The organism is Chryseobacterium sp. C3 (genome assembly GCF_014218905.1).
Lineage (GTDB): Bacteria > Bacteroidota > Bacteroidia > Flavobacteriales > Weeksellaceae > Chryseobacterium > Chryseobacterium mucoviscidosis.
The window spans coordinates 312,505-337,330 of the sequence record NZ_JACLCU010000004.1 but is presented as its reverse complement, the minus strand read 5'-3'; the positions used below and the strand labels follow the sequence as shown (position 1 = coordinate 337,330).

Genomic DNA, 24,826 nt, shown 5'->3' with positions numbered 1-24,826 from the left:
AAGGTTTCCCAAAAACAAGACTCTCAAAACATTTCAACGAAGGAAATTTTTCCTTCGGAAGGGCTTTACAAACCAATTTTAAAAATAATTCATCAAAATTACATTAATGCAATCCACGATTTCCCATATCGAATCCTCTTTAGAAACTGTAAAAATCAACCACGAAGTTTTTTTTAAAATCTCCGATGCAGAATCGTTGCGTCCGTTTTTTATGACCATCGTAAGCGATTCCAATCATTGGATGTTCGTTTCCAGCAATGGTGGACTTTCCGCGGGGAGAAAAAACTCAGAATTTGCCCTTTTTCCGTACTACACCGATGATAAAATCACCGAATCGGCAGAAATTACCGGAAGCAAAACGATGGTTCAGGTTCATAAAAAAGAGGAAATTATTGTTTGGGAACCTTTTTCCGTTCGCAATGAAGCGCAATTTCACACTTCGAGAAATGTCTATAAAAACGAATTCGGAAACAAGATTATTTTTGAAGAAATCAACCACGATTTAGCACTCGCTTTTTCTTATGAATGGAACAACAGCAGCGAATTTGGGTTCATCAAAAAATCAAAAATCAAAAATTTAGCGGCTGGAAATCAATATATAACCGTTTTAGACGGATTGCAAAATATTTTACCGTACGGAATCGGAAGCGATTTGCAAAACCGTGTCAGCAATTTGGGCGATGCATACAAACGCACCGAACTCGACGCAACATCCGGACTCGGAATTTTCGCATTAAGTGCCATTATTGTGGATAAAGCCGAACCAAGTGAAGCCTTGAAAGCAAACACCGTTTTTTCCACTGGGACAGAAAATCCAACGTATTTGCTGTCTTCATTTCAGTTGAAAAATTTCAGAAAAGGTGAAAAAATTACACAGGAAAACGATATTAAAGGCGAAAAAGGAGCCTATTTTATTCAGCAGGAATTAGAATTAAACACAAATGATGAGAAAGAATGGTGGTTTATCGCCAATATTAATCAGTCTCAATCCAATGTAATCGGTTGGATTGAACGCATTAAAAACGAAAAAAATCTTGCTGAAAAAATCCAGAACGATATTGATTTAGGCACAGAAAATCTCAAAAAACTAGTCGCTTCTGCCGATGGATTGCAGTTTACCAATGACGATCTGCGAGACAGCCGACATTTTTCCAATACGTTGTTTAACATTATGCGCGGCGGAATTTTTGATGACAATTACACCATCGAAAAGTGGGATTTTTCCAAATATTTAGAAAAAGCGAATCAAAATATATTCAATCATTCAAAAGAAATTTTAAATAATCTTCCAGAAAAATTTAGTCTTTTTGAATTAAATGAATCGTTAAAAAATACAGAAGATGCTGATTTCATAAGATTGGCTAAAGAATATTTACCGCTCAAATTTTCCCGCCGTCACGGCGATCCTTCCCGTCCTTGGAACAAATTTTCGATCAATACCAGAAGTGAAATTAACGGTTCTAAAATCCTCGATTATGAAGGAAACTGGAGAGATATTTTCCAAAATTGGGAAGCTTTAGCGCATTCCTATCCGTATTTTATCGAAGGAATGATTTTTAAATTCCTGAATGCAACGACTTTTGACGGGTACAATCCGTATCGGGTAACCAAAGACGGTTTCGATTGGGAAACCATAGAAGCCGACGATCCTTGGAGCTACATCGGATATTGGGGCGATCATCAGATCATTTATCTGTTGAAATTTTTAGAATTTGCCGAAAATTATTTCCCAAATTCTTTAGAAACACTTTTAGACAAAGAATATTTCGTGTACGCCAATGTTCCGTACAAAATAAAATCCTACGCCGAAATCCTGAAAAATCCGAAAGATACCATTGATTTTGATTTCGATTTGGATTCAACAATTCACGAAAGAAGAAAAGAAATCGGAGCAGACGGTGCTTTGCTCTGTGACGAAAACGGAGACGTTTTGAAGGTGAATTTCACCGAAAAAATACTCGCAACCGTTCTCGCCAAATTATCCAATTTCATTTTGGAAGGCGGCATCTGGATGAACACGCAACGTCCGGAATGGAACGATGCCAACAACGCTTTGGTTGGAAACGGTGTTTCGATGGTGACGCTGTATTACTTAAGAAGAATGATGAAATTTTTCCAGACTGTTTTTGAAAATTCGGCTTTGGAAAATGTACAAATCTCCAGCGAACTGGTCGATTTTTACAAAAAAATACGAGAAGGTTTTCAGGAAAATCTTCACTTGTTGGAAGGAAATATTAGCAACGAAGACCGCAAAAAAATCCTCGATGTATTCGGAGAAGTCGCTTCGGAATACCGAAATCACGTGTATCAGAAAGGGTTTTTGGGTAAAAAACGAACCGTTTCTTTGGAAGGTTTACAACGATTTACCAACCTTTCGTTGCAGTTTTTGGAACATTCCATCAAAGCCAACGAAAGAAAAGACGGTTTGTATCACGCCTATAATTTGATGACATCCAATGATAAATCGGTTGCGGTTTCGTATCTCAGCGAAATGTTGGAAGGACAAGTTGCCGTGTTGAGTTCCCAATTTCTGACTTCCGAAGAAGGCTTAAAAGTTTTGGACGCATTGAAAAATTCAGCGTTGTTCCGGGAGGATCAATACAGCTATTTATTGTATCCTAACAAGCAATTGAAAGGATTTTTAGAAAGAAACAGCATTCCGGAAAATTTAGTGCAGCAATCAGCATTGCTTCAACAATTGGTTTCCGAAAAAAACACGCAGATCATCGAAAAAGATGTGTTAGGAAATTATCATTTTAATGGAAATTTCAAAAATGCAGGAGATCTAGAATCAGCTTTAGATGATTTAAAGGTTGAAAATCAGGAAAAAGCCTTGATTTTAGGAATTTTTGAAGAAGTTTTTAATCATAAAGAATTTACCGGAAGAAGCGGCACATTCTACGGGTACGAAGGTTTAGGCTCCATTTATTGGCATATGGTTTCCAAATTATTGTTAGCCGTAATGGAAGTTTGCCAAAAAGCCATCAATGAAAATGCTTCACAAGAAACGGTGGGAAGATTACTGGAACATTTCTACGAAATCAACGAAGGAATCGGCGTTCACAAATCTCCAGAATTGTATGGCGCATTTCCAACCGATGCCTATTCGCACACGCCATTCGGAAAAGGCGCACAACAACCGGGAATGACGGGACAGGTAAAAGAAGACTTGCTGAGCCGTTTCGGAGAATTGGGAATCGTGGTAAAAGACGGACAATTGCAGTTTAAGCCCGATTTATTAAGAAAAGAAGAGTTCTTAACCGAAGAAAAAACCATCGAATATTTTGATGTGAAATCCAATGCTTCATCACTGAAATTACCCGAAAATGCTTTGTTTTTCACCAAATGCGAAGTTCCGGTGATTTATGAAATTTCGGAAAACGAAAGCGTAGAAATTTTTAATGAACAATGCGAAGCAAAAATAGAGAGCAGTTTAACCATCAATCAAGAAGACTCCGAAAATATCTTCAAAAGAAACGGAAAAATCTCTTTGATTAAAGTGAAAATTAAAAAAGAACAGTTGAAATAATGAAAAAAAAAATTGATTGTCCGTTTATTAACCTAAAGCTTCGACAGGCTCAGCTTGACATCGCTAGAAATCAAGCGTTTAGTATTAGAGGTGTCACACTGAGCTTGTCGAAGTGCCTGTTATAAATAATTGATTTTCATATCAGTGCATAGTAATAGGTTGTTTAACGGATATTCAATAAAAAAAATAATTGTTGTCCGATAAAAATGGAAAAGCAATTAACAGGTCGCTCCTACGGAGCTTTTTACCGAAGAATACAAATTTCCTATTAACAGTAAGTCCCGATGATACTTAATACAGCTCCTTTAGGAGCGTACTGTTAATAGAAAAAGGTAGCATACAAAAGCAAAGCTCCGTAGGAGCGACCTGTTAATCTATCTCATAAACATTTAAATGGTTGAGGTGAAAATTCTTTTTATCGGGCAACAATGAAAAAATTTCAATGATTAATGAAATTATTCCGTGTAATACCAATTCTTATTTTGACCTATTTAATGTCATGTAACAGTATGCAAAACACAATCAAACATAAAAGTGCATCCGAAATTTTAGGAAATCCTAACTATTTGGCAATGTCTTACGGCGGTTACCGAACCAATTCCAGAAGAGTGCAACCTACCGTTTCGCAGTTGAAAGAAGATATGAAAATTCTTTCGGCGATGGGTGTGAAAATCATCAGAACGTATAATGTGCATCTTCCGGAAGCCGTAAATGTGCTGAAAGCGATTAAAGAATTGCGTCAGGAAAATCCTGAATTTGAAATGTATGTAATGCTCGGCGCGTGGATCGACTGTAAAAATGCGTGGACTGGTTTTGAACCCAATCACAACGAAGAAAGCGAAAGAAACGCCTCTGAAATTGCACACGCTGTAGAATTGGCGAACGAATATCCGGAAATCATTAAAGTCATTGCCGTAGGAAACGAGGCGATGGTAAAATGGGCAACTGCGTATTATGTGCAGCCTTCCGTGATTTTGAAATGGGTGAATCATTTGCAGGAATTAAAGAAAAAAGGAGAATTGCCGAAAGATTTATGGATTACCAGTTCCGACAATTTTGCAAGTTGGGGTGGTGGTGATAAAGAATATCACACGAAAGAACTCAATGAGTTGATCAAAGCGGTGGATTATATTTCGATGCACACGTATCCGATGCACGACACGCATTATAACCCGATTTTTTGGGGAATTTCGGAAGATGAATTTCAATTTTCCAAAGAAAAACAATTGGATTTGGCGATGAATCGTTCCGTGAATTATGCCAAATCGCAGTACAATTCGGTGAAAAAATATATGCAAAGTTTGGGCGTGGAAAAACCAGTACACATTGGCGAAACCGGTTGGGCAACATTCTCCAATGAATTGTACGGAAGCAACGATTCTAAAGCAGTTGACGAATACAAAGCCGGAATTTTCTACCACAAAATGCGGGATTGGACAAACGAAGCGGGAATTTCCTGTTTCTATTTTGAAGCGTTTGATGAACCTTGGAAAGATGCCGGAAATGCAGGCGGTTCGGAAAATCATTTCGGATTGTTTACCGTTGACGGAAATGCAAAATATGCAGTTTGGAATCTGGTGGATGAAGGCGCGTTTAAAAAACTAAAACGGGACGGAAACACCATTCAGAAAACCTTTAACGGAAATCTGAAACGATTGTTAGATTCTGTGGAAATGCCTCCACACCGCGAATTTGAAAAACAATTGTTGGAAACGAAATGATGATTTTAAGATGATTCAAAAAGGTAATGCTCTCGCAGATTTAGCTAATTGGGCAGATTTATTTAAACTTTTTTAATCTGCGAAATCTGTATAATCAGCGAGATAAAAAAACATTTGGAAAACAAATCCAAAAATATGAAAACAAAAATCCTACATATCGCCCTAATAACCAGTTTGATGATGAGTTGTCAATCTCAAAAATCGTGGAAGACAGACATCTACGAAACCTCTGCAAGTGGAAATCAATTAACCAAAATTGATGCGGTAAAACCTGTTGAAAATTCAGTTAAAATCAAACTCAATCCCGAACAGAAATTCCAAAAAATTACGGGATTTGGTGGTGCTTTTACCGAAAGTTCTGCGTATTTGCTCAAGCAATTAAGCAAGGAAAACCGGGAAAAAGTATTGCAATTGTATTTTGGGGAAGATGGAGCCAATTATTCTTTAACCAGAACCACGATTGCTTCCTGCGATTTTTCTCTGAAACATTACACCTACGCTCCGGTTGCAGACGATAAAGAACTGAAACATTTTTCGGTACAGGAAGATATGGATGATTTGGTTCCGATGATTAAAGAAGCGCAGAAAATTTCAAAAAATGGTTTCAAAATACTGGCTTCACCGTGGACTTCACCACCTTGGATGAAAGATAACAATGCGTGGATCAACGGAAAACTATTGTCACAATACAACGAAACGTTTGCACTCTATTTTTCAAAATATTTAACCGAATATAAAAAACTGGGCATTCCGATCTGGGGAATTACCGTAATCAACGAACCGAACGGAAACGGCGGAAACTGGGAAAGTATGTTGTTTACCCCAAAAGAAATGACCGATTTCGTGGAAAATTTCTTAGGCCCGAAATTAGAAAAAGACGGCTACGGAAACGTGAAAATTTTCGGCTACGACCAAAACCGTTCTGAACTTAAAAACTGGGTAAATGAAATGTACCGCTCCGAAAAATCTTCCAAATATTTTGCAGGAACAGCCATTCATTGGTACGACAGCACCTATAAAATTTTTGAAGACGAGCTGCAATATGCGCATCAGAAAAATCCGTCAAAACACTTAATTCAAACTGAAGCCTGCATAGACGGCGATATTCCGAAATGGAAAGATGATTCGTGGTATTGGAGCGCAGAAGCGACAGATTGGGGATTTGACTGGGCGAAAGAAGAAGAAAAATATCTGCATCCAAAATACGTTCCGGTTTTCCGTTACGCAGGAGACATCATCGGTTGCCTGAACAATCAGGTTGATGGCTGGATCGATTGGAATATGGTTTTGGATAAAAACGGCGGTCCGAACTGGTTTAAAAACTGGTGTGGCGCACCGATTTTGGTAGATCCCGAAAAAGACGAAGTGTATGTAACGCCTTTATACTACACGATGGCGCATTTCAGCAAATTTATTCGTCGCGAAGCGGTAAGAATTGGTTTTGAAAATCCTGATTCTGATTTAAAAATTACAGCCGCTAAAAATCCTGACGGTTCAGTTGCGGTGGTAGTTTTCAACCCATCGGAACAGACAAAAAATATCGAAATTTCCTTAGAAAATCAAAAAATTCCGGTTCGCATCAGTGCAAAAGCATTGCAAACGGTTCATTTAACTTTTTAATTAAAAAAACACACAAGAAAAATGGCAGATCAAATCAAAAAATCAGCGAATAAAGTTCCAATAGGTCAGAAGGTCGCTTTTGGGTTGGGAATGTTGGCGAACCAGATGTTTCCTGCAATGATCGGGATTTTCACCGTTGTATTGGTAGAGAAACTCGGCTTTAGCGGATTTTTGTTAGGCTTAACCTACTTTATTCCTAAGTTTTATGACGCTTTGTTTGATTTGATTATGGGATATGTAAGCGATAATACCAAATCCAAATGGGGAAGAAGAAGACAGTATGTTTTAGCAGGAGCTATTATTTTAGGGATTTCGTTTGCTTTGATGTGGCAGTTGTACGCTGAAAATGGCGTTACGTACAATTTTTGGTACTTTTTGGTGGTTTCACTTATTTTTTATTCAGGACTCACCATCTTCAGTATTCCTTATGTAGCGATGGGTTACGAAATGAGCGACGATTTCCATGAGCGCACCAATATTATGGCAACTTCTCAGCTCATTGGTCAGTTAGCTTGGGTGGTTGCACCTTGGTTTTGGGTAATCATGGCAGATCAGTCCTTATTTCCATCCAGTGATGTTGCGGTGAGAACTCTGGCGGTTTATGTTGCTATTGGTTGTGCCATTTTAGCGGCAATTCCAGCATTTTTTATTCCAAGCAAATCGACACTCCACGAAAATTATAGCCCGATTGATTTGAAAGGGATTTTAGGAAGTTTTGGCGAAATAAAAGAAGGATTGAAAGCTTCGGTAGAAATTAAACCGTTCAGAAAAATATGTATTGCCACTTTTTTAATATTTAATGCATTTCAGACTACAGCCGGATTTTCCTACTTCATCATCAAATATTATTTGTTCAAAGGAAATGAAGAAGGATTTGGATTATGGCCCACTTTATTCGGAAGTGTAGGCGCAATTATTACAACCGTTGCAGTCATTCCTATCGTGGCAAGAATGTCAAAAGTAATGGGGAAGAAGAAAGCATTTTTGGTTTCTCAGGGCATTTCAATCGTGGGTTATATTTTACTGTATTTACTTTTCGTTCCGGGCAAACCGTATCTGTTTCTGTTTGCGTTGCCGTTTTTCTCCTTCGGAATCGGGAGTTTGTTTACCTTAATGATGTCGATGACTTCTGATGTGATTGATATTGATGAACTCAACACAGGAAAAAGAAGAGAAGGAAGTTTAGGCGCCATTTATTGGTGGATGGTAAAATTCGGAACCGCTGTTGCGGGATTATTAAGTGGGATGATTCTTTCTCTGGTCGCTTTTCAATCCAATGCCGCTACACAAACCGATGAAACGATGTTCTGGTTAAGAATTTTCTTTGTTGGAATTCCGATTCTTGGAACTTTGACTGCCATTTGGACCATGAAAAATTATGATGTAGATGAAGCCAAAGCCAGAGAAGTAAGAGATTTGTTAGAAAAAAGAAAAGCCCCAAAACCTTCAGGATATGGTGCCAATAATGTTTTAGAAGGAATGAATTTGGCCGGACTTTCCAGATTACAATTACAACAAAAATTCCCGCAATATTATTTCCCAATGTATGACTATTCTAATGTAGAAGGAGTAAAGTCAGCATTTTTAAACGTTTTTAATGGTGGAATGAGCGGCATTTGTTTTAGCGTCTTTACTGAAAAACAATTTCCGGGAGACTTTATTACAGAAGAGCAAATCAGAAAACGCCTCGAAGTATTAAAACCTCACACACAATGGATCAGAGTATTTTCTTCCACCCACGGACACGAACATATCCCGAAAATCGCCAAAGAAATGGGCTTCAAAGTGTTAATGGGAGCTTGGATTGGCAAAGATGAAACCGAAAACCAACAGGAAATACAGTCTTTAATTCAGTTGATCAAAGAAGGAAATGTAGATATCGCCGCCGTTGGAAACGAAGTACTTTACCGTGGCGATCAAAACGAAGAAACGTTGTTGAGCTACATTCAACAAGTTAAAAATCAAACGATGGATGTTCCTGTAACGTATATCGATGTCTATTATGAAATTATTAATTACCCGAAATTGGTGGCGGCAAGTGATAAAATTCTCATCAATTGTTATCCTTTCTGGGAAGGCGCATCCATAGAACACGCCGGAATGTATTTGCAGGAAATGTATCATCAAACCCAAAAAATCGCGGGCGGAAAAGAAATCATCATCGCAGAAACCGGTTGGCCAAGTAAAGGCGAAGAAGTACAAAACGCAAAACCTTCTCCGGAAAACCTGATGAGATACTACTTGGAAGCGCAAAAGTGGGCATCAAAAGAGCAAATTAACCTGTTCTATTTCTCTTCTTTCGACGAATCGTGGAAAATCCATTACGAAGGTTGGGCAGGAACTTCGTGGGGATTGTGGGATGCCAATGAAAAATTCAAATTTTAAAAAAGACACAAGACTAAAAGACAGGAGATGCTAGACTAAATCATCATTTATCATTTATCAATCATCATTTATTACAACTATAATCTAAGAACATGTCATACAGAGCAGAGCAGTATTTATCCTTACCCAAGCAAAATCAGGATAATTACATCAAAGGAAAAACCGAAATCGAAAAAAAAGATTTGTTCAGAGAAATTCTGTACAACGGTGTTCACGGCTTTTGTTTTAGTTTGTATGAAGACGGACAAAAACCCGGTGACATTATCTCCGAAGAGCAGGTTCGCCGAAGAATGGAAATCCTGAAACCGCACACTTCTTGGGTTCGCTCGTTTTCCTGCACCGAAGGCAACGAACATATCCCGAAAATCGCCAAAGAATTCGGAATGAAAACCTTGGTCGGAGCTTGGTTGGGCGACGATCCCGAAATCAACGAAAGAGAAGTGGAAGGATTGATAAAACTTGCCAAAGAAGGTTTTGTAGACATTGCAGCCGTAGGAAATGAAGTGATGTACCGCAAAGATTTGTCCGAAGACGAGTTGCTGGATTTCATCAACCGAGTAAAAAAAGAACTCCCTGAAATTCCGGTAGGTTACGTAGATGCTTATTATGAATTCACGATAAAACCAAGAATTACAGATGCTTGCGACGTAATTTTGGCGAATTGTTATCCGTTTTGGGAAAGTTGTCCCGCCGAAAATTCGCTCAATTATATGAAGCAGATGTATGAGCAGGCAAAACAGGCAGCCAACGGAAAACCAGTCATCATTTCCGAAACTGGTTGGCCAAGTAAAGGCGAAGATTTGAAGGGTGCTATTCCGTCCAGAGAAAACGCCTTGAACTATTTCATCAACACCCAATTGTGGTGTATGGACGAGGAAATCGACTGTTTCTATTTTTCCTCTTTCGATGAATCTTGGAAAGTTGGTCCCGAAGGCGAAGTCGGTGCACATTGGGGGATTTGGGATAAGCACGAGAAGTTGAAGTATTGAGGAGAGGGAAGAGGGAAGAGGGAAGAGGGAAGAGGGAAGAGGGAAGAGGGAAGTTGGATGCTGGAAGAGTGAAGATGGAAGAGGGAAGTTTTTTGTGCTGTTTCATCTGTCAGAAGTTTATCCTGAGCTTATCAATGAGATCCCGCTTTTTTCTTTTCCGTTGCCTGAGCGAAGTCGAAGGCAACGGAAAAGAAAAAAGTTCCACTCAAGTCGGGCTGCAAGAAATTTGAGATTAAAAAATATAGACTTGTTTAATCTCGAATTTAAAATCTAAAATCTAAAATTTTAAAAAAGTTATGATCAAAAAAATACACCATATCGTTCTACTCCTTTTCAGCACACTCTATTTGGCGCAGGTCGATGTCGTGTACAATGATCTGGTGTGGTCCGACGAATTTTCTACCAACGGAGCGGTGGATAATGCAAAATGGCATCATCAAACCCAATTGCCTACAACAGGAAGTTGGTACAATAATGAGCAACAGCATTACACCAATCTCATCACCAATTCTTTCGCCAACAACGGGGAACTGAATATTGTTGCTAAAAAAGAAACCTTTACCGATCAGGGGTATACCAAAAATTACACTTCGGCAAGATTAAATTCAAAATTCGCCTTTAAATACGGCAGAATAGACGTTCGGGCAAAAGTTCCGAAAAACCAAGGAACTTGGCCTGCAATATGGCTTTTAGGAAGAAATGTAAACGAACCGGGTGGTTATTTCGCTTCCACTTATGGAAATACCAATTGGCCGGCTTGTGGAGAAATCGATATGATGGAATACGGAATTTTCCCTTCTGCTCCAGTAAATTTTATTCAGAGTACGTTGCATACGCCGTCATCGTCAGGAAATTCTGTCAACCACGGCGGAATGTTGGCTTCATCGGATATTACCGCCAATTATCATATTTATTCGATGAACTGGTCGCCCAATCAAATTACGTTTTTGCTGGACGGTGTAGCTTATTATACTTACAATCCAGCCATTAAAAATGCATCAACCTGGCCTTTTGATAAAGAACAGTACTTGTTACTCAATATTGCAATGGGCGGTGTTGCAGGAACTATTCCTTCCACATTTACCGATGCTTCGATGATTTTTGATTATGTAAGAGTCTATCAGAATACCACTCCAGACACTGTTGCACCTACTAATTTTACCGCAACTGTTGGAGCAGTAACCAGCGATTCCGTAGAATTATTACTAAATGCAACCGATAATTTTGGAGCAATTACCTATCAGATTTCGGGTGGAGCGACGCAAACGGTTTACGGTACATCAGGAATACCGAAATCTGTGATAATTTCAGGTTTGAGTCCAACAACCAGCTATACATTTACGGTTTCAGCAAGCGATGCTGCGGGAAATACCGCTGCCAATAATCCCATCACGGTAAATGCGACCACTCTTTCCAATATCAATACCGCTTGCAGCGGAACATCTACTTTAGCTTCGCAGGGAGCGTTTTCTACCGGATACAAATACGACTTCCAAACCATCGGAACCGATGTGAAAATTACGTTTGAACTTTTAGATGCTGATAAGACAGGTGTTGTAGCTTATTTATGGAAACAAACTCCTTTTACAGAAACTCCAATGACCAATGTTTCCGGAAAGAAGTTTACGCACACGATTGCCGGACAAACCTTGGGTTCTACGATTAATTATGCAGTGAAATTTGCCTACGCAGGAGGAATGTCCGTAACCAAATATTATTCTTACGTAGTTGGCGATGCGTGTATGTCTCTGGGAGTTACAGATTCCTTTAAAGCCAAAGAACTGTTTTATCCCAATCCTGTTGAAAATGTTCTGAGTCTGAAATTACCTGAAAACAAAAATACGGTTACACTTTATGATTTTTCAGGAAAGAAACTTTTTGAAAAAAATGTGGGGACTTCTTTGGAGTTAGATTTTAGCTCCTTTACAGCAGGTACTTATTTAATCAGAATTGAAAATCAGAAAGGAACTAATACTTATAAAATCATAAAAAAATAAAACAAAAAACGATTCGTGATTTTTAAGAACATTATTTCTGAAAATTAACGGTCAGCCATAATACTAATTTTTAAACTTTATAAAGATGAAAAATTTATCTCTTTTTTTAATGCTTTTGGCATTTAGTTTTGGCTTTTCTCAGCCAACAACTAACGCACCGACTCCTACTCAGGCAGCGGCAGATGTAATTTCTATATTCAGTGATGCTTATACGAATGTTGCTACGAACTATAATCCGAACTGGGGACAGTCCGGAAGTGTGAACACTTCTTTTCAGGCGGTTTCTGGATCTGGAAATAATATTTTGGTATATTCTAATTTCAATTATCAGGGAACAGATCTTACCACTCAGAATGCTGCTGCGATGGAATATCTTCATATTGACGTCTGGACAAATACTGCAGGTGCTGTTCTTAAAGTTTCACCCATCAATAACGGAACAGGATCCAGTGAATTTTTGGTGAATGTTCCTCTCACGAATGCGGGATGGAGCAGTGTAGATCTTCCTAAATCTGCATTTACGGGAATGACTTGGAATTCTGTTTTTCAGATAAAATTTGACGGACAGTCTGGAGCAAATCCTTCGACAATTTACCTGGATAATATCTATTTCTGGAAAAATCCCGTGAATCCTGCTGCAGATGCTACTTTAAGCGATTTAAAAGTAAACGGAACCACTGTTTCAGGGTTCAGTTCTGCGATTCTTTCCTATACTTTGGAATATCCGCAAGGTACAACGGCTGTTCCGCAAATTACTGCGGCTACAACCACCAATGCAAGCGCAACAAAAGTCATTACTCAGTCATCGGCAATTCCGGGTACGGCAACTGTTTTGGTAACCTCACAAAACGGATTGGTAACCAAAACATACACGGTAAATTATGTAGTTTCAGGACCTAATGTTGCTGCGCCAACTCCTCCTGCGAGAGCAGCGACGGATGTGATTTCCATGTTCAGTAATGCTTATGCCAATATTCCGATTGATGCATGGTCTGCGGTTTGGGACGATTCTAGTATTTCTGATATTCAGGTAGCGGGAAATGATACTAAAAAAATTATTTTCACCAATTTCCTGGGAGTGGATTTCAGCGGAGCCGGACATCATATTAATGCAACTAATTTTACCCATTTCCATATGGATATCTGGATCGACAATAGTGTGGATCTGGTAGGAAAAGTGTTCAATCTCAAACTTTCACAATGGGGAGGAACTTCGGGAGAGGTTTCTGCACTGGAACTTCCGCTCAATACAGGAAGTACACCGGCTTTGGTAAAAGGGCAATGGCTTTCTATCGATGTTCCGTTGAGCAGCTGGACGAATAATGCTGCAAGAAATGATATAGCCCAGTTTGTGATTACTTCCAATATCGGAACGGTTTATTTTGATAATCTCTATTTTCATAAAGCTACAGTATTGGGAACCAACGAAGCTACCGTTTCCAAAAGCTTGAGAGTTTATCCTAATCCTGCGAATGTCGGTGAAACAATTACGGCAGAAAGTAAAGTGAAAGCCATCGAAGTGTATACTTTATCGGGACAAAAAGTAAAGAGTGAGAACTCAAATACCATATCCACACAAGGATTTGCTAAAGGAATGTATATTTTGAAAACCATGACAGATAAAGGGGAAGTTCAGTCTTCTAAAGTTATTGTGAAATAATTAAAACCATAAATAAATAATTAGACGTCCGTTGAAAAAAACGGACGTTTTTTTCTTAAATTTTATCTATATTTGAGTAGAATGCTGAAATACTTTTTTGTTTACTTTTTACTGTTCCTGAGTTTTTTTTCTAATGCACAGAGCATTTTGGAAAAAGGGATGCCCTTTGTGCAGAATTATCTGCCCGAAAGCTATGGAAATCACGGTAAAATCTGGGATATTAAATCGGCAAAAAACGGCATGATCTACATGGCTTCCGAAGACGGGCTTCTGGAGTTTGATGGTAAAACATGGGGACATTTTAAAAGTTACCGTGGCTATACAAGATCTTTATATGTTGCCAATGATTCTACCATTTACGCTGGAGCAGATATGGATTTCGGTGTCTGGAAAAAAGACAAATTCAGAAAATTCAGCTTTACTTCAATGTATCCTTTCAGAAAGAAAATAGGAGGAGTAAATGAAGAATTTTGGGGAACATATCAGATTAAAAATCAGATGGTTTTTGTATCTCATCAAAACATCTATATACGTTCTGAAAAAAAACTCACCAAATTTTCCGCAAAATCCAGATTTTCCAATAGTTTCTTCGTCAACGGAAGATTGTTTCTTGCTGATGAAAAAAAAGGACTTTTTGAGTACGACGGAGTACAACTGAAACTTCTGTTTTCTTATCCCGATAACAGTTCTCTGGATGTAAGCGGTGTTTTTTTTAACGGAAATTCTCTACGCATCATTACTAAAGATAAAGGAATTTTTGAATGGAATAACGGCAGACTTACCCCGCTTCAGCTTGAAGTTTCTTCAGTGCTTATCAAAAATAAAGTTTTCAGTTTCATTACTTTGGGGAAACAGTATTACGCTTTTGGAACCATATTGGACGGAATATACATTACGGATCTGAACGGAAAAATCATTCAGCATATTAACAAAAGCAAAGGCTTACCTAATAATACCGTTTTGTGCATGAATTACCAGAAAAGCGGTAAACTGTGGCTCGGTCTGGATTATGGGATCTCTTCTGTAGATATTAAAAATGATATTACGTATTTCTACAGTCAGGATGATGATTTCGGGACGGGTTACACAGCAGCTTTTAAAGACGATACTTTCTTTTTAGGTTCTAATCAGGGGCTGTATTTTGCAGACTGGAATGAAATGGGAAATCCCGGTTCCGGCAATTTTTTACGAATGGTAGAGGGATCCGAAGGACAGGTTTGGACGCTTAAAAATATTGACGGAAATCTGTATTGCGGTCACGATAAAGGACTTTTTATTCTGGAGAAAAACAGTTTAAAAAAAATCAACAACGAATATGGCGTTTCTGCAATTACCCCTTTCAGGAAAGATTATATTTTAACAGGAAACTATTCGGGAATTTTCGTTTACAAAAAAGAAAACAATACACTCAAATTCATTAAAAAAATGAATTTAATTGTAGGAGCGGTAAGCCAGATTGAAGTGGAAAATGATCATACGATATGGATTAACATCCCTAATTACGGTATTCTGCGGACAACCGTCGATGCCAATTTTAATGCGGTTAACCGTCAGATCTTTCCCGACAGTAATTTTAAAGGAAACTTGCCGCATCTTTACAAAATCAAGGAGAAAATAAAAATATTCACTTCATCAGAACAGTATGATTTCAATCATCAGAACAATAAATTTTTTCCTGCTTTTGAAAAAGTACAGCTTCCGGTTATTAACGGTAAGCTTCCCGGATTTTATATTCCCCAAAAATTATCTGCGGAATATAACTTTTTCCCTATATACAACGGTTTTGCGTTGGAAAAACTGAATTTTCAGGATAAGAACATGTTCAGTTCCCGGCTTATCTTAACAAAGGCACAAATGTTTAACAATATGGGAAATTTTGATCTGGAAGAAAACCAAAAGCTTCCTTACCGGTTCAATAATCTACGTTTTGTATTTTCGCTTCCCAATGAAGGTGGAGTAGAATATCAGTACTTTCTGGACGGATTTTCAAAAGACTGGTCTGTCTGGAATTCTGAAAATAAAATAGAGTTTCTTGGTCTCAAAGAAGGAACATACAGTTTTTTGGTAAAAGCTAAAATCGGAAACCAGATATCTGACATAAAAACATTTACCTTTAGAATCAATCCGCCTTGGTACAGAAGCCTGTATAGTTATGCAGCTTATCTTCTTATGATAGCGGGCTTTTTTTACTTCCTTAAAAAATATCAGGAAAATAAACTGAAAAAACAAAAACTGGAACTTCTGAAAAAAGAGCAGAATGCACTTCGCGAACAGGCAGAAAAGCACAGACAGGAAATGTTTTTTGAAAAACAGCGACAGCTTGAAAATGAGAAAAATAACCTCAAAGAAGAGATCAAAAACAAAACGATAGAACTTGCCACCAAAGCCAAAGAAGATGAAGATAAAAACCGACTTCTTTCTACCATTAACGAGAAAATACTTGAAATAGAGAATAACCCGAATATTTCTAAAATAAGACTCGGGGAAATCCGCAGAACCCTGAAAACCTATCTGGAAACAGACGATCACACCTTCGAAATCCAGATGGATGAGCTGCATCAGGAATTCTTTAAGGCAATGAGGAAGAAATTTCCCAATCTTTCCATATACGATCTGCGTTTATGCGCTTACCTTAAAATTGGGCTGAATTCTAAAGAAATGGCAGATATTTTTCAGGTATTGCCTTCCAGTATCAATGTAAGCCGATCCAGACTGAGAAAAAAACTCGGGCTGAAACCGGAAGATGATCTGTTTGATTTTCTGAATAATTTTGAATAGATTTCTAAAAATCTGCTTACCTAAATTCTGTCAATTATTAAATTATCTTCTGAATATCACTCAGAGCTTACTTTCTTGTAATAATTTTTGAAATTTTAATGATCTTAAAATCAATTGTTTATAATTTATTTTACAAAATTTAATACTTTTTACAAAAACTTTTCCAACGCTTTTCCTCTTTTCTGCATCTATATAAATAGACATGTTAAAAATATTTCGGATATACCGATAAAATTAAATTAGGCAACCAACAAATTCAGGTGATTGTGGTTTTAAGAATTTGTTCAGGTTTTTTCCGCAGGCGAAGCAGATCGGTATATTTAATTAAGCCTTATAAAACGAATGATCTGAGATTTTAATCAATTAATTGGATAGAAGAATAAACTGTCAGTCTGCGGAATTTTTAGAAAAAAAAGAGGGTAAAGCACAATAAAATGGTATGTGGAGAAGTTAAAATAGTGGTCGATGTATGATGAAGAAGATTGAGTTTGGAGCGTCTGCAGAAATGCGGACGCTTTTTTATTTAACTTTAAAATTAAAAATTAAAAAATCGGCTACTTTCATAAACCAGTCAGAATCTGAAACTAAAAGTCACAATTTTTTGTTAAATCATTAAAATTTTCTCTTCCTGAACAAAAATTATTTTTACTTTTGGAGAATTAACTCAACGGTACAGAATATGTTTACGGTTAAAAAATCAATTCTTGGATTCATTTGCGCAATCGGTTGCATTAATTCATCTTTATTCAACGCACAAACATCTGTTCAGGTGAAAAATAATCTGAATTTTGAAAGAAATGAAGTGGTTGCAGTTCCCGTTTCACAGCTAAGATCTTTTTTAGACAAAAATAAAGAAGAAGAGATAAGGATAAAAAACAGCAAAGGACAATTAATAACCATTCAGTGGATCGACAACGATGGAGACGGAAACAATGATGAATTGCTTTTCATGGCGCACATTGCCGGAAAATCCTCTGAAAAATACACCATTACAGCCGATGGAAAATCTCCGGTTCCTGAAAGTACATTAACCACCTATTCCAGACTGGTTCCTGAAAGAGTGGACGATTATGCATGGGAAAATGAAAAAATTGCATTCAGAATGTACGGTCCGAAAGGGCAGAAAGAAGCTTTAGCCGGAGTAAAAGGAAGTACCCTTTCCAGCGGAGTGGATATTTGGCTGAAAAGAACAGAACAGCCGGTTATCAATAAATGGTATAAAGGCTATTTAACCGATCCGATGTATTACCACAGAGATTCGAGAGGAGAAGGCTACGATCCCTATCACGTCGGAGACAGCCGAGGAACAGGAGGAATCGGAATCTGGAAAGACGGAAAACTACAGGTTTCGCAGAATTTTGTTACCTCTAAAACCATTGCTGAAGGACCTTTAAGAACAGTTTTTGAGCTTACATACAATCCCTGGAGCGATTTTGGAGTAAAAGAAACCAAAAGAATTTCTTTAGATTTAGGTTCAAACTTTTCAAAATTCGAATCCACTTTTGAAGCGGAAAAAAAGGTTCCGAATTATACCATCGGAATTACCCTTCACAAAAACGAAGGAGAAGCAAAGCTTAATGACAAAGAAGGGTATTATCTTCATTGGGAAAAAATTGATGACGCCTTTGTTGGAGAGGGAATTGTGGTAAACCCTGAAACTATTGAAAAATCAATGACTTTTAAATCTGAAACTCCGGATCAGAGCAATTTACTGGTCATCACAAAACCTCAGAGAAAACTTACTTATTACGCAGGATTTGCATGGCAGAAAAGCGGACAGATTCATACTCTGAAGGATTGGGAAGATCTGTTGAAAAAACAGGCGCAGATCATCGCAAACCCTTTGCAGATAACGATTAAATAAGCATCATAAGGATGAAAACAAAACTCTATTTACTGACTTTAGGTTTAGCTGCCGTCAATTTTTCCGCTCAGACAAAAGACACCTTAGCTGAAAAAATGCTGATTTATCAGCTTCCAATCGGAGGTTGGGGAAAACAGCTCGAAGATAAATCTGTCGTAAACTACAATCTTCCTCTCAGCAAAGAACTTTTAAGAAAGATAAAAGCAACAGGAGACGATCATGCAACCATTGACAATAATGCGACCTCAAGAGAGATTAATGCGCTCATCAAAGCATATGCTGCTACCAAAAATCCCGAATATTTAAAATCGGCAGAAAAAGGAATCAATTATCTTTTGCTGATGCAGTATAAAAACAATGGAGGTTTTCCACAGTATTATCCCAACAAAGGACTGTACAGAAAGCAGATTACGTATAACGACAATGCAATGATTAATGCATTAACGGTTTTATATAATGTTTCCGAAGGAAAAAATGGTTTCGATGTGGTGGATGCAAAGCTGAAAGAAAAATCAAAAACCGCCGTTCATAAAGGAATAGAATGTATTTTAAAAACGCAGGTACTGCAAAAAAATATTCCTGCCATCTGGGGCGATCAGTACAACGAAGAAACGTTACAGCCGGATAAAGCAAGAGCTTTTGAACCTGTCTCTTTAGCTACCGCAGAATCTGTGGGAATCGTAAGGTTTTTAATGATGCAGCCTGTAACTCCGGAAATCGAAAAATCTGTAAAATCTGCCATAAAATGGTTCAGGCAAAATAAAATTGAAGGCTACAGCTATGAAGTGGCAAAAGTAAACGGAAAGGCGGTACGAACTTTAGCCGAAGATAAAAATTCTGTGATCTGGGCAAGATTTTATGATATCAACAACAATAAACCCCTTTTCGGAGATCGCGACGGAAGCGTAAAATACAATTATTACGAAGTTTCCGAAGAAAGAAGAAACGGCTATAGTTGGTACGGAGATTATGCCGAAAAACTGCTTGGGAAAGAATATCCGAAGTGGCTTGAAAAAAACAGTATTTCTGATTTATAGTTAGGTGTGGTTCATGGAAAGTTAGATCAGTTTTTATTCCGTGTTCTGCAGAAAAAAGCGGCTGTCCCAATCGGGACAGCCGCTCATTTATATGAATAGTATTAAAAAGTATTACAGATATTTCCGGATAAGGTTGCTCCTGCATTTGCCGTAACATCAGATTTTACGGATGAAAGAGAAAGCGTAGAAATGGTGTAAGGTGGCGTGAAAGCTGTTGAACCGCCTCCCTGCTTATTACCGGTAACGTTGGTGAAAGTATTGTTAGAAGTAACCGTTACTCCTGTATATCCGCTCATTAAGTTAATCGGCTCGTTTACATTTTCAAAAACATTTCCGTCCACACGGATATTAGCCTGAACTCCTGCTGCAATACATTTGTTGCTTACAGAACTGTTAAAATAGCTGTTCAGGATATGGATTTTTCCGTAACGAACTCTTGGCATACGCTCTCTGCATCCCGGAGCCCACCAGCAACGAACAAAAGTTACATTCAGTTTTCCTGCATCTGCTGTTGCGCCATCGCTGGAACCGATCAGGTTGGAGAATCTGTGATCGTCTGTTCCTCCCGATCCTCCTGCTTTCGGAGGTTTCAGATAATGAAATTTCGTGTAGGATACCGTTACAAAATCAGATTTATTTTTAATATCAAAATTTCCGTCTACTCCGTCTCTGAATTCGCAATGATCGATCCATACATTTCGGCAGTCGTCCAGAATAGCATTGTCCCAACCGTCTGTATCGTATGCTCCGGGACCTTCAAAAATCAGGTTTCGGATGACGATATTATTACATCTTTTAACATTAAGAATTCCGGAACCGTCTTTCGTCTGATCTGTAGAAACCAGTTTCGCACCGCTTGTTCCGTAAATTGTTTTCCCTGTCTGATCCTGTAGTGAAAGGCGTGCTGAAACGGTAATCGTTCCGGTTACTTTAATCACTTTTACAGAAGTATTTTCAATAGCAGATTTTAGCTGTGCGTAAGTGGTAACAGTAGTTTCAGCAGCAGTTCCGCCTCCTGTAGTTCCTCCGTTTTGTGAAGCCCATCCCGGTGCAGTACAATTTGCTAACGGAACTACGGCTTTGGAAGCCAGTGCACTTCTCATATTAAGGTCACTGTTGTTTTCAGATAGGTCTGATTTAATGTCTTCCTGTCCGCATCCGGTGAAGGCAAAAACAGAACATAGAGCTACTGTCGCAAAAGCAGCTTTAAATGTTTTTTTCATAGTAAGTATGGTTTTAATTATGATTAGATTGTAAAATTACAAATACGCTAAACAAATAATTTATATTTTAACATATCTATATTTATATAATTATAATGTTATTTATTTTATTTGGTTAATCGGTTGCATTTTATTTAATGTTTAAAATATATTTGATGCTGAATTGTAAATTAAAAATCCCAAAGATGATCCGGTGTAAGAAATTTAAATCTCCTGAACCGGAAAATCTTCGGGAAAAAATATTAGCTGTTTGGTATATGTATTATTTAACTGATAAACAGTTTGTTGTGTTATTTTTAAAAATGGGATTTAAAAAATAAAATGGAGCCTTAAAACTTATCTTTGATGAAATCTTCTCTGAAAGGAGTGAACACATCAATCAGTTTTCCTGCTTCGAGACATTTTACCCCGTGAAAAATATTGGGCTGGGCAAAAAATCCGTCGCCTTTCTGTAAAATTTTCATTTCACCATCAACCGTAACTTCAAATTTTCCTTCTGCAACATAGGTGATCTGAGAATGAAAATGATTATGTAATGCACCGATAGCATTTTTCTCAAATTGTACAATCACCATCATGACCTGAGAGTTATACCCGACAAACTGTCTGGAAACGCCGTCTCCCAAATCTTCCCATTCAGAATTTCCATCGAAGAAAGCCTCTTTTTTGAATTTCATCTTATTACTTTACTTTTTCAATTTTTATTAAACTAATTTTTACATCAAACCTGTCATTTCGACGGAGGAGAAATCTAATGTATTGATTGATTTTATGTTATTCTCGCGCAGATTTTGCTGATTGAGCAGATCTTTAAAATGATTTTAATCTGCAAAATCAACGGGATCTCTATTATTTGATATACTTTTCCAACCCTATTTTTAATGCCTTTAAATTTTTCGCGGCTAATTTAGCAACCGTTTCCGCTCCCAATTTCGATAAATGCGTGTCATCTTCTTTTCCTTTAGGATAATACGGATCTTCGCCTTCTTTGTAATACAGATGAAGTTTTTTTGAATTTTCAGGGCCGTAAGAAATTTCCATCTGTTCCGTTAATAACTGCATATCCACAAAAGGAACTTTCAGATCATTGGCGACCATTCTTACAACCAGAGGATATTCCTTATGTGTATCGATCAACACTCCGTTTTCGTTGAAGTTTCTTCTTACAATGGAAGTCATGAGAACAGGAGTTGCCCCTTTCGCTCTGGCTTCATTCACATATCGTTCAAGATTCGCTCTGTACTGTGTGTAAGGATTGGTAAACTTTGTAGAGTCTTTGATTTTCTGATCGTTATGACCAAACTGTATAATGACGAAATCTCCTTTTTTCAGTTGCTTTTCCACTTTATCCCATCGTCCTTCCGTTCTGAAACTTTTGGAACTTCTTCCGTTCACCGCATGATTCTGTATTTCAATTCCGTTGGTTAAAAACTGAGGCAAAACCTGTCCCCATCCGTGTTCCGGATTTCTGTCCGGATTTTCTTTAGTTGCCATGGTAGAATCCCCGATTAAGAAAAGGGTTGGCTTTTGCTGAGCCAGAAGTAAAGTTGAAACGGCTAGGCTAAAGATTAAAAGTATTTTCTTCATTTTAAATAAATTTTTTAATTTATATTCTTTTGTCTTGGAAACAAAAGAATCAAAAGTTCAAGACCTGGAAACTTCCGCTAAAAATTATTTCTATTCACTAAAAATCCTAGAACTCGCGCGAATTTGATGTTTGTCTTTTTATTCAGTATTTTGGTCGCGCTCAAACAATAGAATTTTCTTAACGTTCACAGAATTAATTTTCTTAACGCTCCATTTTCCTATGTCGATTTAGCGAATGGTAATCATTACTCATTATTAATTACTCATTACTTATGTTGAGGATTCCAGCCATCAAAAATTTTTTCCGGCGTATAATTTTTCAGATCTTTTTTTGTGAGCTGATGCGACCAGTTTACGCGCTTCGAAGTATTTCCGCCTTTTCCTTTGCTTCTGAATTCTGCGTAATAGGCTGTTTTTTCTTTATCAGGAAACATTTTGTCGCCTTTCCACGGATTCCAGCCTTCGGGAAGAATATGTTTTCCCATTTCAGTATTGATGAAAACCGTTTTTGCGTAAGGTCTCCAAGGTCTCCCTAAATACACTTTGGTAATGCCTTCTTTCGCAGTTAATGTACAGTCGAAGAACACGAAACCGTACTTTCTGTCCGCTTCTGTTGCGGCTGCCGTGATGAACGAATCGGCTAAACTTTTAATCGTACAGTTCTTAAAAACAACGGTAGCCTGTCCGAAAATAAAATCAGTGGTTCCTTCGATCAAACAGTTTTCAAAATATTGTCTGCTGTGATTGGTTGCGGCATAAACGGTGTCCTGACAACCTGAAATGATCGAATTTTTAATGATAAAACGGTCACCTTCCACATGAAGTGAAACCGCCTGTCCTTCATTACAGGACGTATTCTGAATCGTTATATTGCTGATTTTTATGTCATCTCCCATCACCAGTAACGTATAAGAATTAAACGTGGTCATCTTTTCATTGAAAGAATCCCGTTTTCCTGAAAAATCATTGTTGGTAATTATGGTATTGTCTTTATTTTCGCCTTCCAACGTAATTTTATGTTTTGAAGAAGGAATCACCACTTTTTCATGGTACGTTCCGGATTTTATCAAGATCAAAGCTTCTTCCGGTCCTAAATCTCGAATGGAATTAATAGCTTTCTGAATTGAGGTGAAATCTCCGCTTCCGTCTTTTGCAACAGTAATTTTGATGTACGGATCATTTGCTGCAAACATAAAATTTGCCATCGAAATGAGAAAGATTAAAAATAATTTTTTCATAGTTTGAATTATTTTTTTGACGCAAAGATTTTTATAAAGCCTCATAATTTTTAGGGAGCAAAGGCAAATAAAATTTGCTTCGCGAAGCTATGACGATAACTTCATCAAATCAACTTGTTGATTCATCTTTGCTCCTTAAAATTTAACATATCTATTAATAAAAACTTTGCGTTTAAGATCACTATTTCAAAACTTTATCTAAAAAATCCAATGTCAAATTCAGTGTTTCCGTAAACCATGGTTCTGCCGACCAAAAGGAGTGTGGCGTATCTTTAATCTCATGAAACTCTGTCGGAATTTTATAACTCTTCAGTTTTTTCATCATATCGTCTCTTCCGGCATGAAATCTTGTCTGCGAACTGTTGATGAAAAGAGTAGGAGGGGTATTTTTATCCACAAATTCCAAGGGAGAAGCGGCTGTCCAGTTTTTTAAATTGCTTTCTCTGTCTCCGTTCAGCCAATACGAGGCGTAAGTGCTTTCTTCCGCTTCGGGATGAATAAAAGAAACAATGCCGTCTACATTTACAATTGCCTGAACTTTATTTTTTGATTTTACACCGACCAAAGTGGCGATCTGCGCTCCGGCAGATTCTCCCAGAACCGCTATTTTCTTTCGGTCTAAAGAATATTTTTTACTGTTTTTCTTCAGCCATTGAATTCCGGTTTCGATGTCTTCCACTCCGGCAGGAAATTTCGCAACATCAGCCAGACGATAACCGATGGCAATTACCACATAACCCTTTGAAGCGAGTTCCATAGCCATGAATTTTTCGTTTTCCTTACTTCCTGAAATCCATCCGCCACCGTGAACCATCGCAATTCCGGGATATTTTTTGTTCTGATCTAAAGGATAATACACATCCGCTTTCAGAGAAATTCCGTTGATGTTTTTATATTCTGCGTCTTTATCTATTCTGATATTTTGAGGAACCGGACGGTCAATCGGAGTTACAAACGAATATTTTTTTTTGAATTTTTCCAATGTTCCTTCGTTGGTATAGGGAGTAGCATTCGGTCGATTTATTTGTCCGAATGCCATTGTCCCCATAAAAAAAATAGAAATATAAGTATGTTTTCTGTTAAAAATCATGTTGTCAAATTTTAAATTTTAAACCATTAAGGAGATTGAAGAGGTTAAGTTTTATTAAGAAAATCAGTATGATTTTATCTTAAAATAAAGCGATCTTACCTGTCTTAA

The 24,826-nt window shown here is 37.7% G+C and carries 15 protein-coding genes; 10 read left to right on the top strand and 5 right to left on the bottom strand.

What is annotated here, in order from left to right; translation table 11 throughout:
* Positions 1-106: 106 nt before the first annotated feature.
* The 10 genes from H6W53_RS11310 to pelA all read left to right on the top strand — a co-directional run bounded on the left by H6W53_RS11310 (position 107) and on the right by pelA (position 19,580).
* Complete coding sequence (locus tag H6W53_RS11310) at positions 107-3,529, top strand: hypothetical protein (RefSeq protein WP_185206882.1); 3,423 nt, start codon at positions 107-109, stop codon at positions 3,527-3,529.
* Between the two features lie 509 nt (positions 3,530-4,038).
* Complete coding sequence (locus H6W53_RS11305) at positions 4,039-5,250, top strand: glycosyl hydrolase family 17 protein (RefSeq protein WP_228457785.1); 1,212 nt, start codon at positions 4,039-4,041, stop codon at positions 5,248-5,250.
* Positions 5,251-5,385: 135 nt separating this feature from the next.
* Complete coding sequence (locus H6W53_RS11300; protein WP_185206878.1) at positions 5,386-6,870, top strand: glycoside hydrolase family 30 protein; 1,485 nt, start codon at positions 5,386-5,388, stop codon at positions 6,868-6,870.
* 21 nt (positions 6,871-6,891) lie between these two features.
* A complete protein-coding gene (locus H6W53_RS11295) occupies positions 6,892-9,255 on the top strand; it encodes an MFS transporter (protein ID WP_185206876.1) in 2,364 nt (787 codons plus the stop codon).
* A 92-nt stretch (positions 9,256-9,347) separates the two neighbouring features.
* The gene (locus tag H6W53_RS11290; protein ID WP_185206874.1) at positions 9,348-10,244 is read left to right on the top strand and encodes a glycosyl hydrolase family 17 protein; all 897 of its coding nucleotides are present in this window, start codon (positions 9,348-9,350) and stop codon (positions 10,242-10,244) included.
* Positions 10,245-10,540: 296 nt separating this feature from the next.
* Complete coding sequence (locus H6W53_RS11285; protein ID WP_185206872.1) at positions 10,541-12,241, top strand: family 16 glycosylhydrolase; 1,701 nt, start codon at positions 10,541-10,543, stop codon at positions 12,239-12,241.
* A gap of 85 nt (positions 12,242-12,326) precedes the next feature.
* A complete protein-coding gene (locus H6W53_RS11280; RefSeq protein WP_185206870.1) occupies positions 12,327-13,901 on the top strand; it encodes a T9SS type A sorting domain-containing protein in 1,575 nt (524 codons plus the stop codon).
* A gap of 81 nt (positions 13,902-13,982) precedes the next feature.
* Complete coding sequence (locus H6W53_RS11275) at positions 13,983-16,679, top strand: triple tyrosine motif-containing protein (protein WP_185206868.1); 2,697 nt, start codon at positions 13,983-13,985, stop codon at positions 16,677-16,679.
* A gap of 769 nt (positions 16,680-17,448) precedes the next feature.
* On the top strand, positions 17,449-18,543 hold the full coding sequence (locus H6W53_RS11270) for a DUF4861 domain-containing protein (protein ID WP_317169747.1): 1,095 nt from the start codon (positions 17,449-17,451) through the stop codon (positions 18,541-18,543).
* 11 nt (positions 18,544-18,554) lie between these two features.
* Positions 18,555-19,580: a pectate lyase gene (gene pelA, locus H6W53_RS11265; RefSeq protein ID WP_185206864.1), complete on the top strand. Its 1,026-nt coding sequence runs from the start codon at positions 18,555-18,557 to the stop codon at positions 19,578-19,580.
* A gap of 101 nt (positions 19,581-19,681) precedes the next feature.
* Here pelA and H6W53_RS11260 read toward each other — a convergent pair whose 3' ends face one another.
* The 5 genes from H6W53_RS11260 to H6W53_RS11240 form a co-directional block, all read right to left on the bottom strand.
* On the bottom strand, positions 19,682-20,803 hold the full coding sequence (locus H6W53_RS11260) for a polysaccharide lyase family 1 protein (protein ID WP_185206862.1): 1,122 nt from the start codon (positions 20,801-20,803) through the stop codon (positions 19,682-19,684).
* 329 nt (positions 20,804-21,132) lie between these two features.
* Positions 21,133-21,480, bottom strand: coding sequence for a cupin domain-containing protein (locus H6W53_RS11255; RefSeq protein ID WP_185206860.1), 348 nt, complete (start codon positions 21,478-21,480; stop codon positions 21,133-21,135).
* Between the two features lie 172 nt (positions 21,481-21,652).
* Complete coding sequence (locus H6W53_RS11250; RefSeq protein ID WP_185206858.1) at positions 21,653-22,390, bottom strand: rhamnogalacturonan acetylesterase; 738 nt, start codon at positions 22,388-22,390, stop codon at positions 21,653-21,655.
* Between the two features lie 266 nt (positions 22,391-22,656).
* Complete coding sequence (locus tag H6W53_RS11245) at positions 22,657-23,628, bottom strand: pectinesterase family protein (protein ID WP_185206856.1); 972 nt, start codon at positions 23,626-23,628, stop codon at positions 22,657-22,659.
* Positions 23,629-23,809: 181 nt separating this feature from the next.
* A complete protein-coding gene (locus H6W53_RS11240) occupies positions 23,810-24,718 on the bottom strand; it encodes an alpha/beta hydrolase (RefSeq protein WP_185206853.1) in 909 nt (302 codons plus the stop codon).
* Between the last annotated feature and the right edge of the window lie 108 nt (positions 24,719-24,826).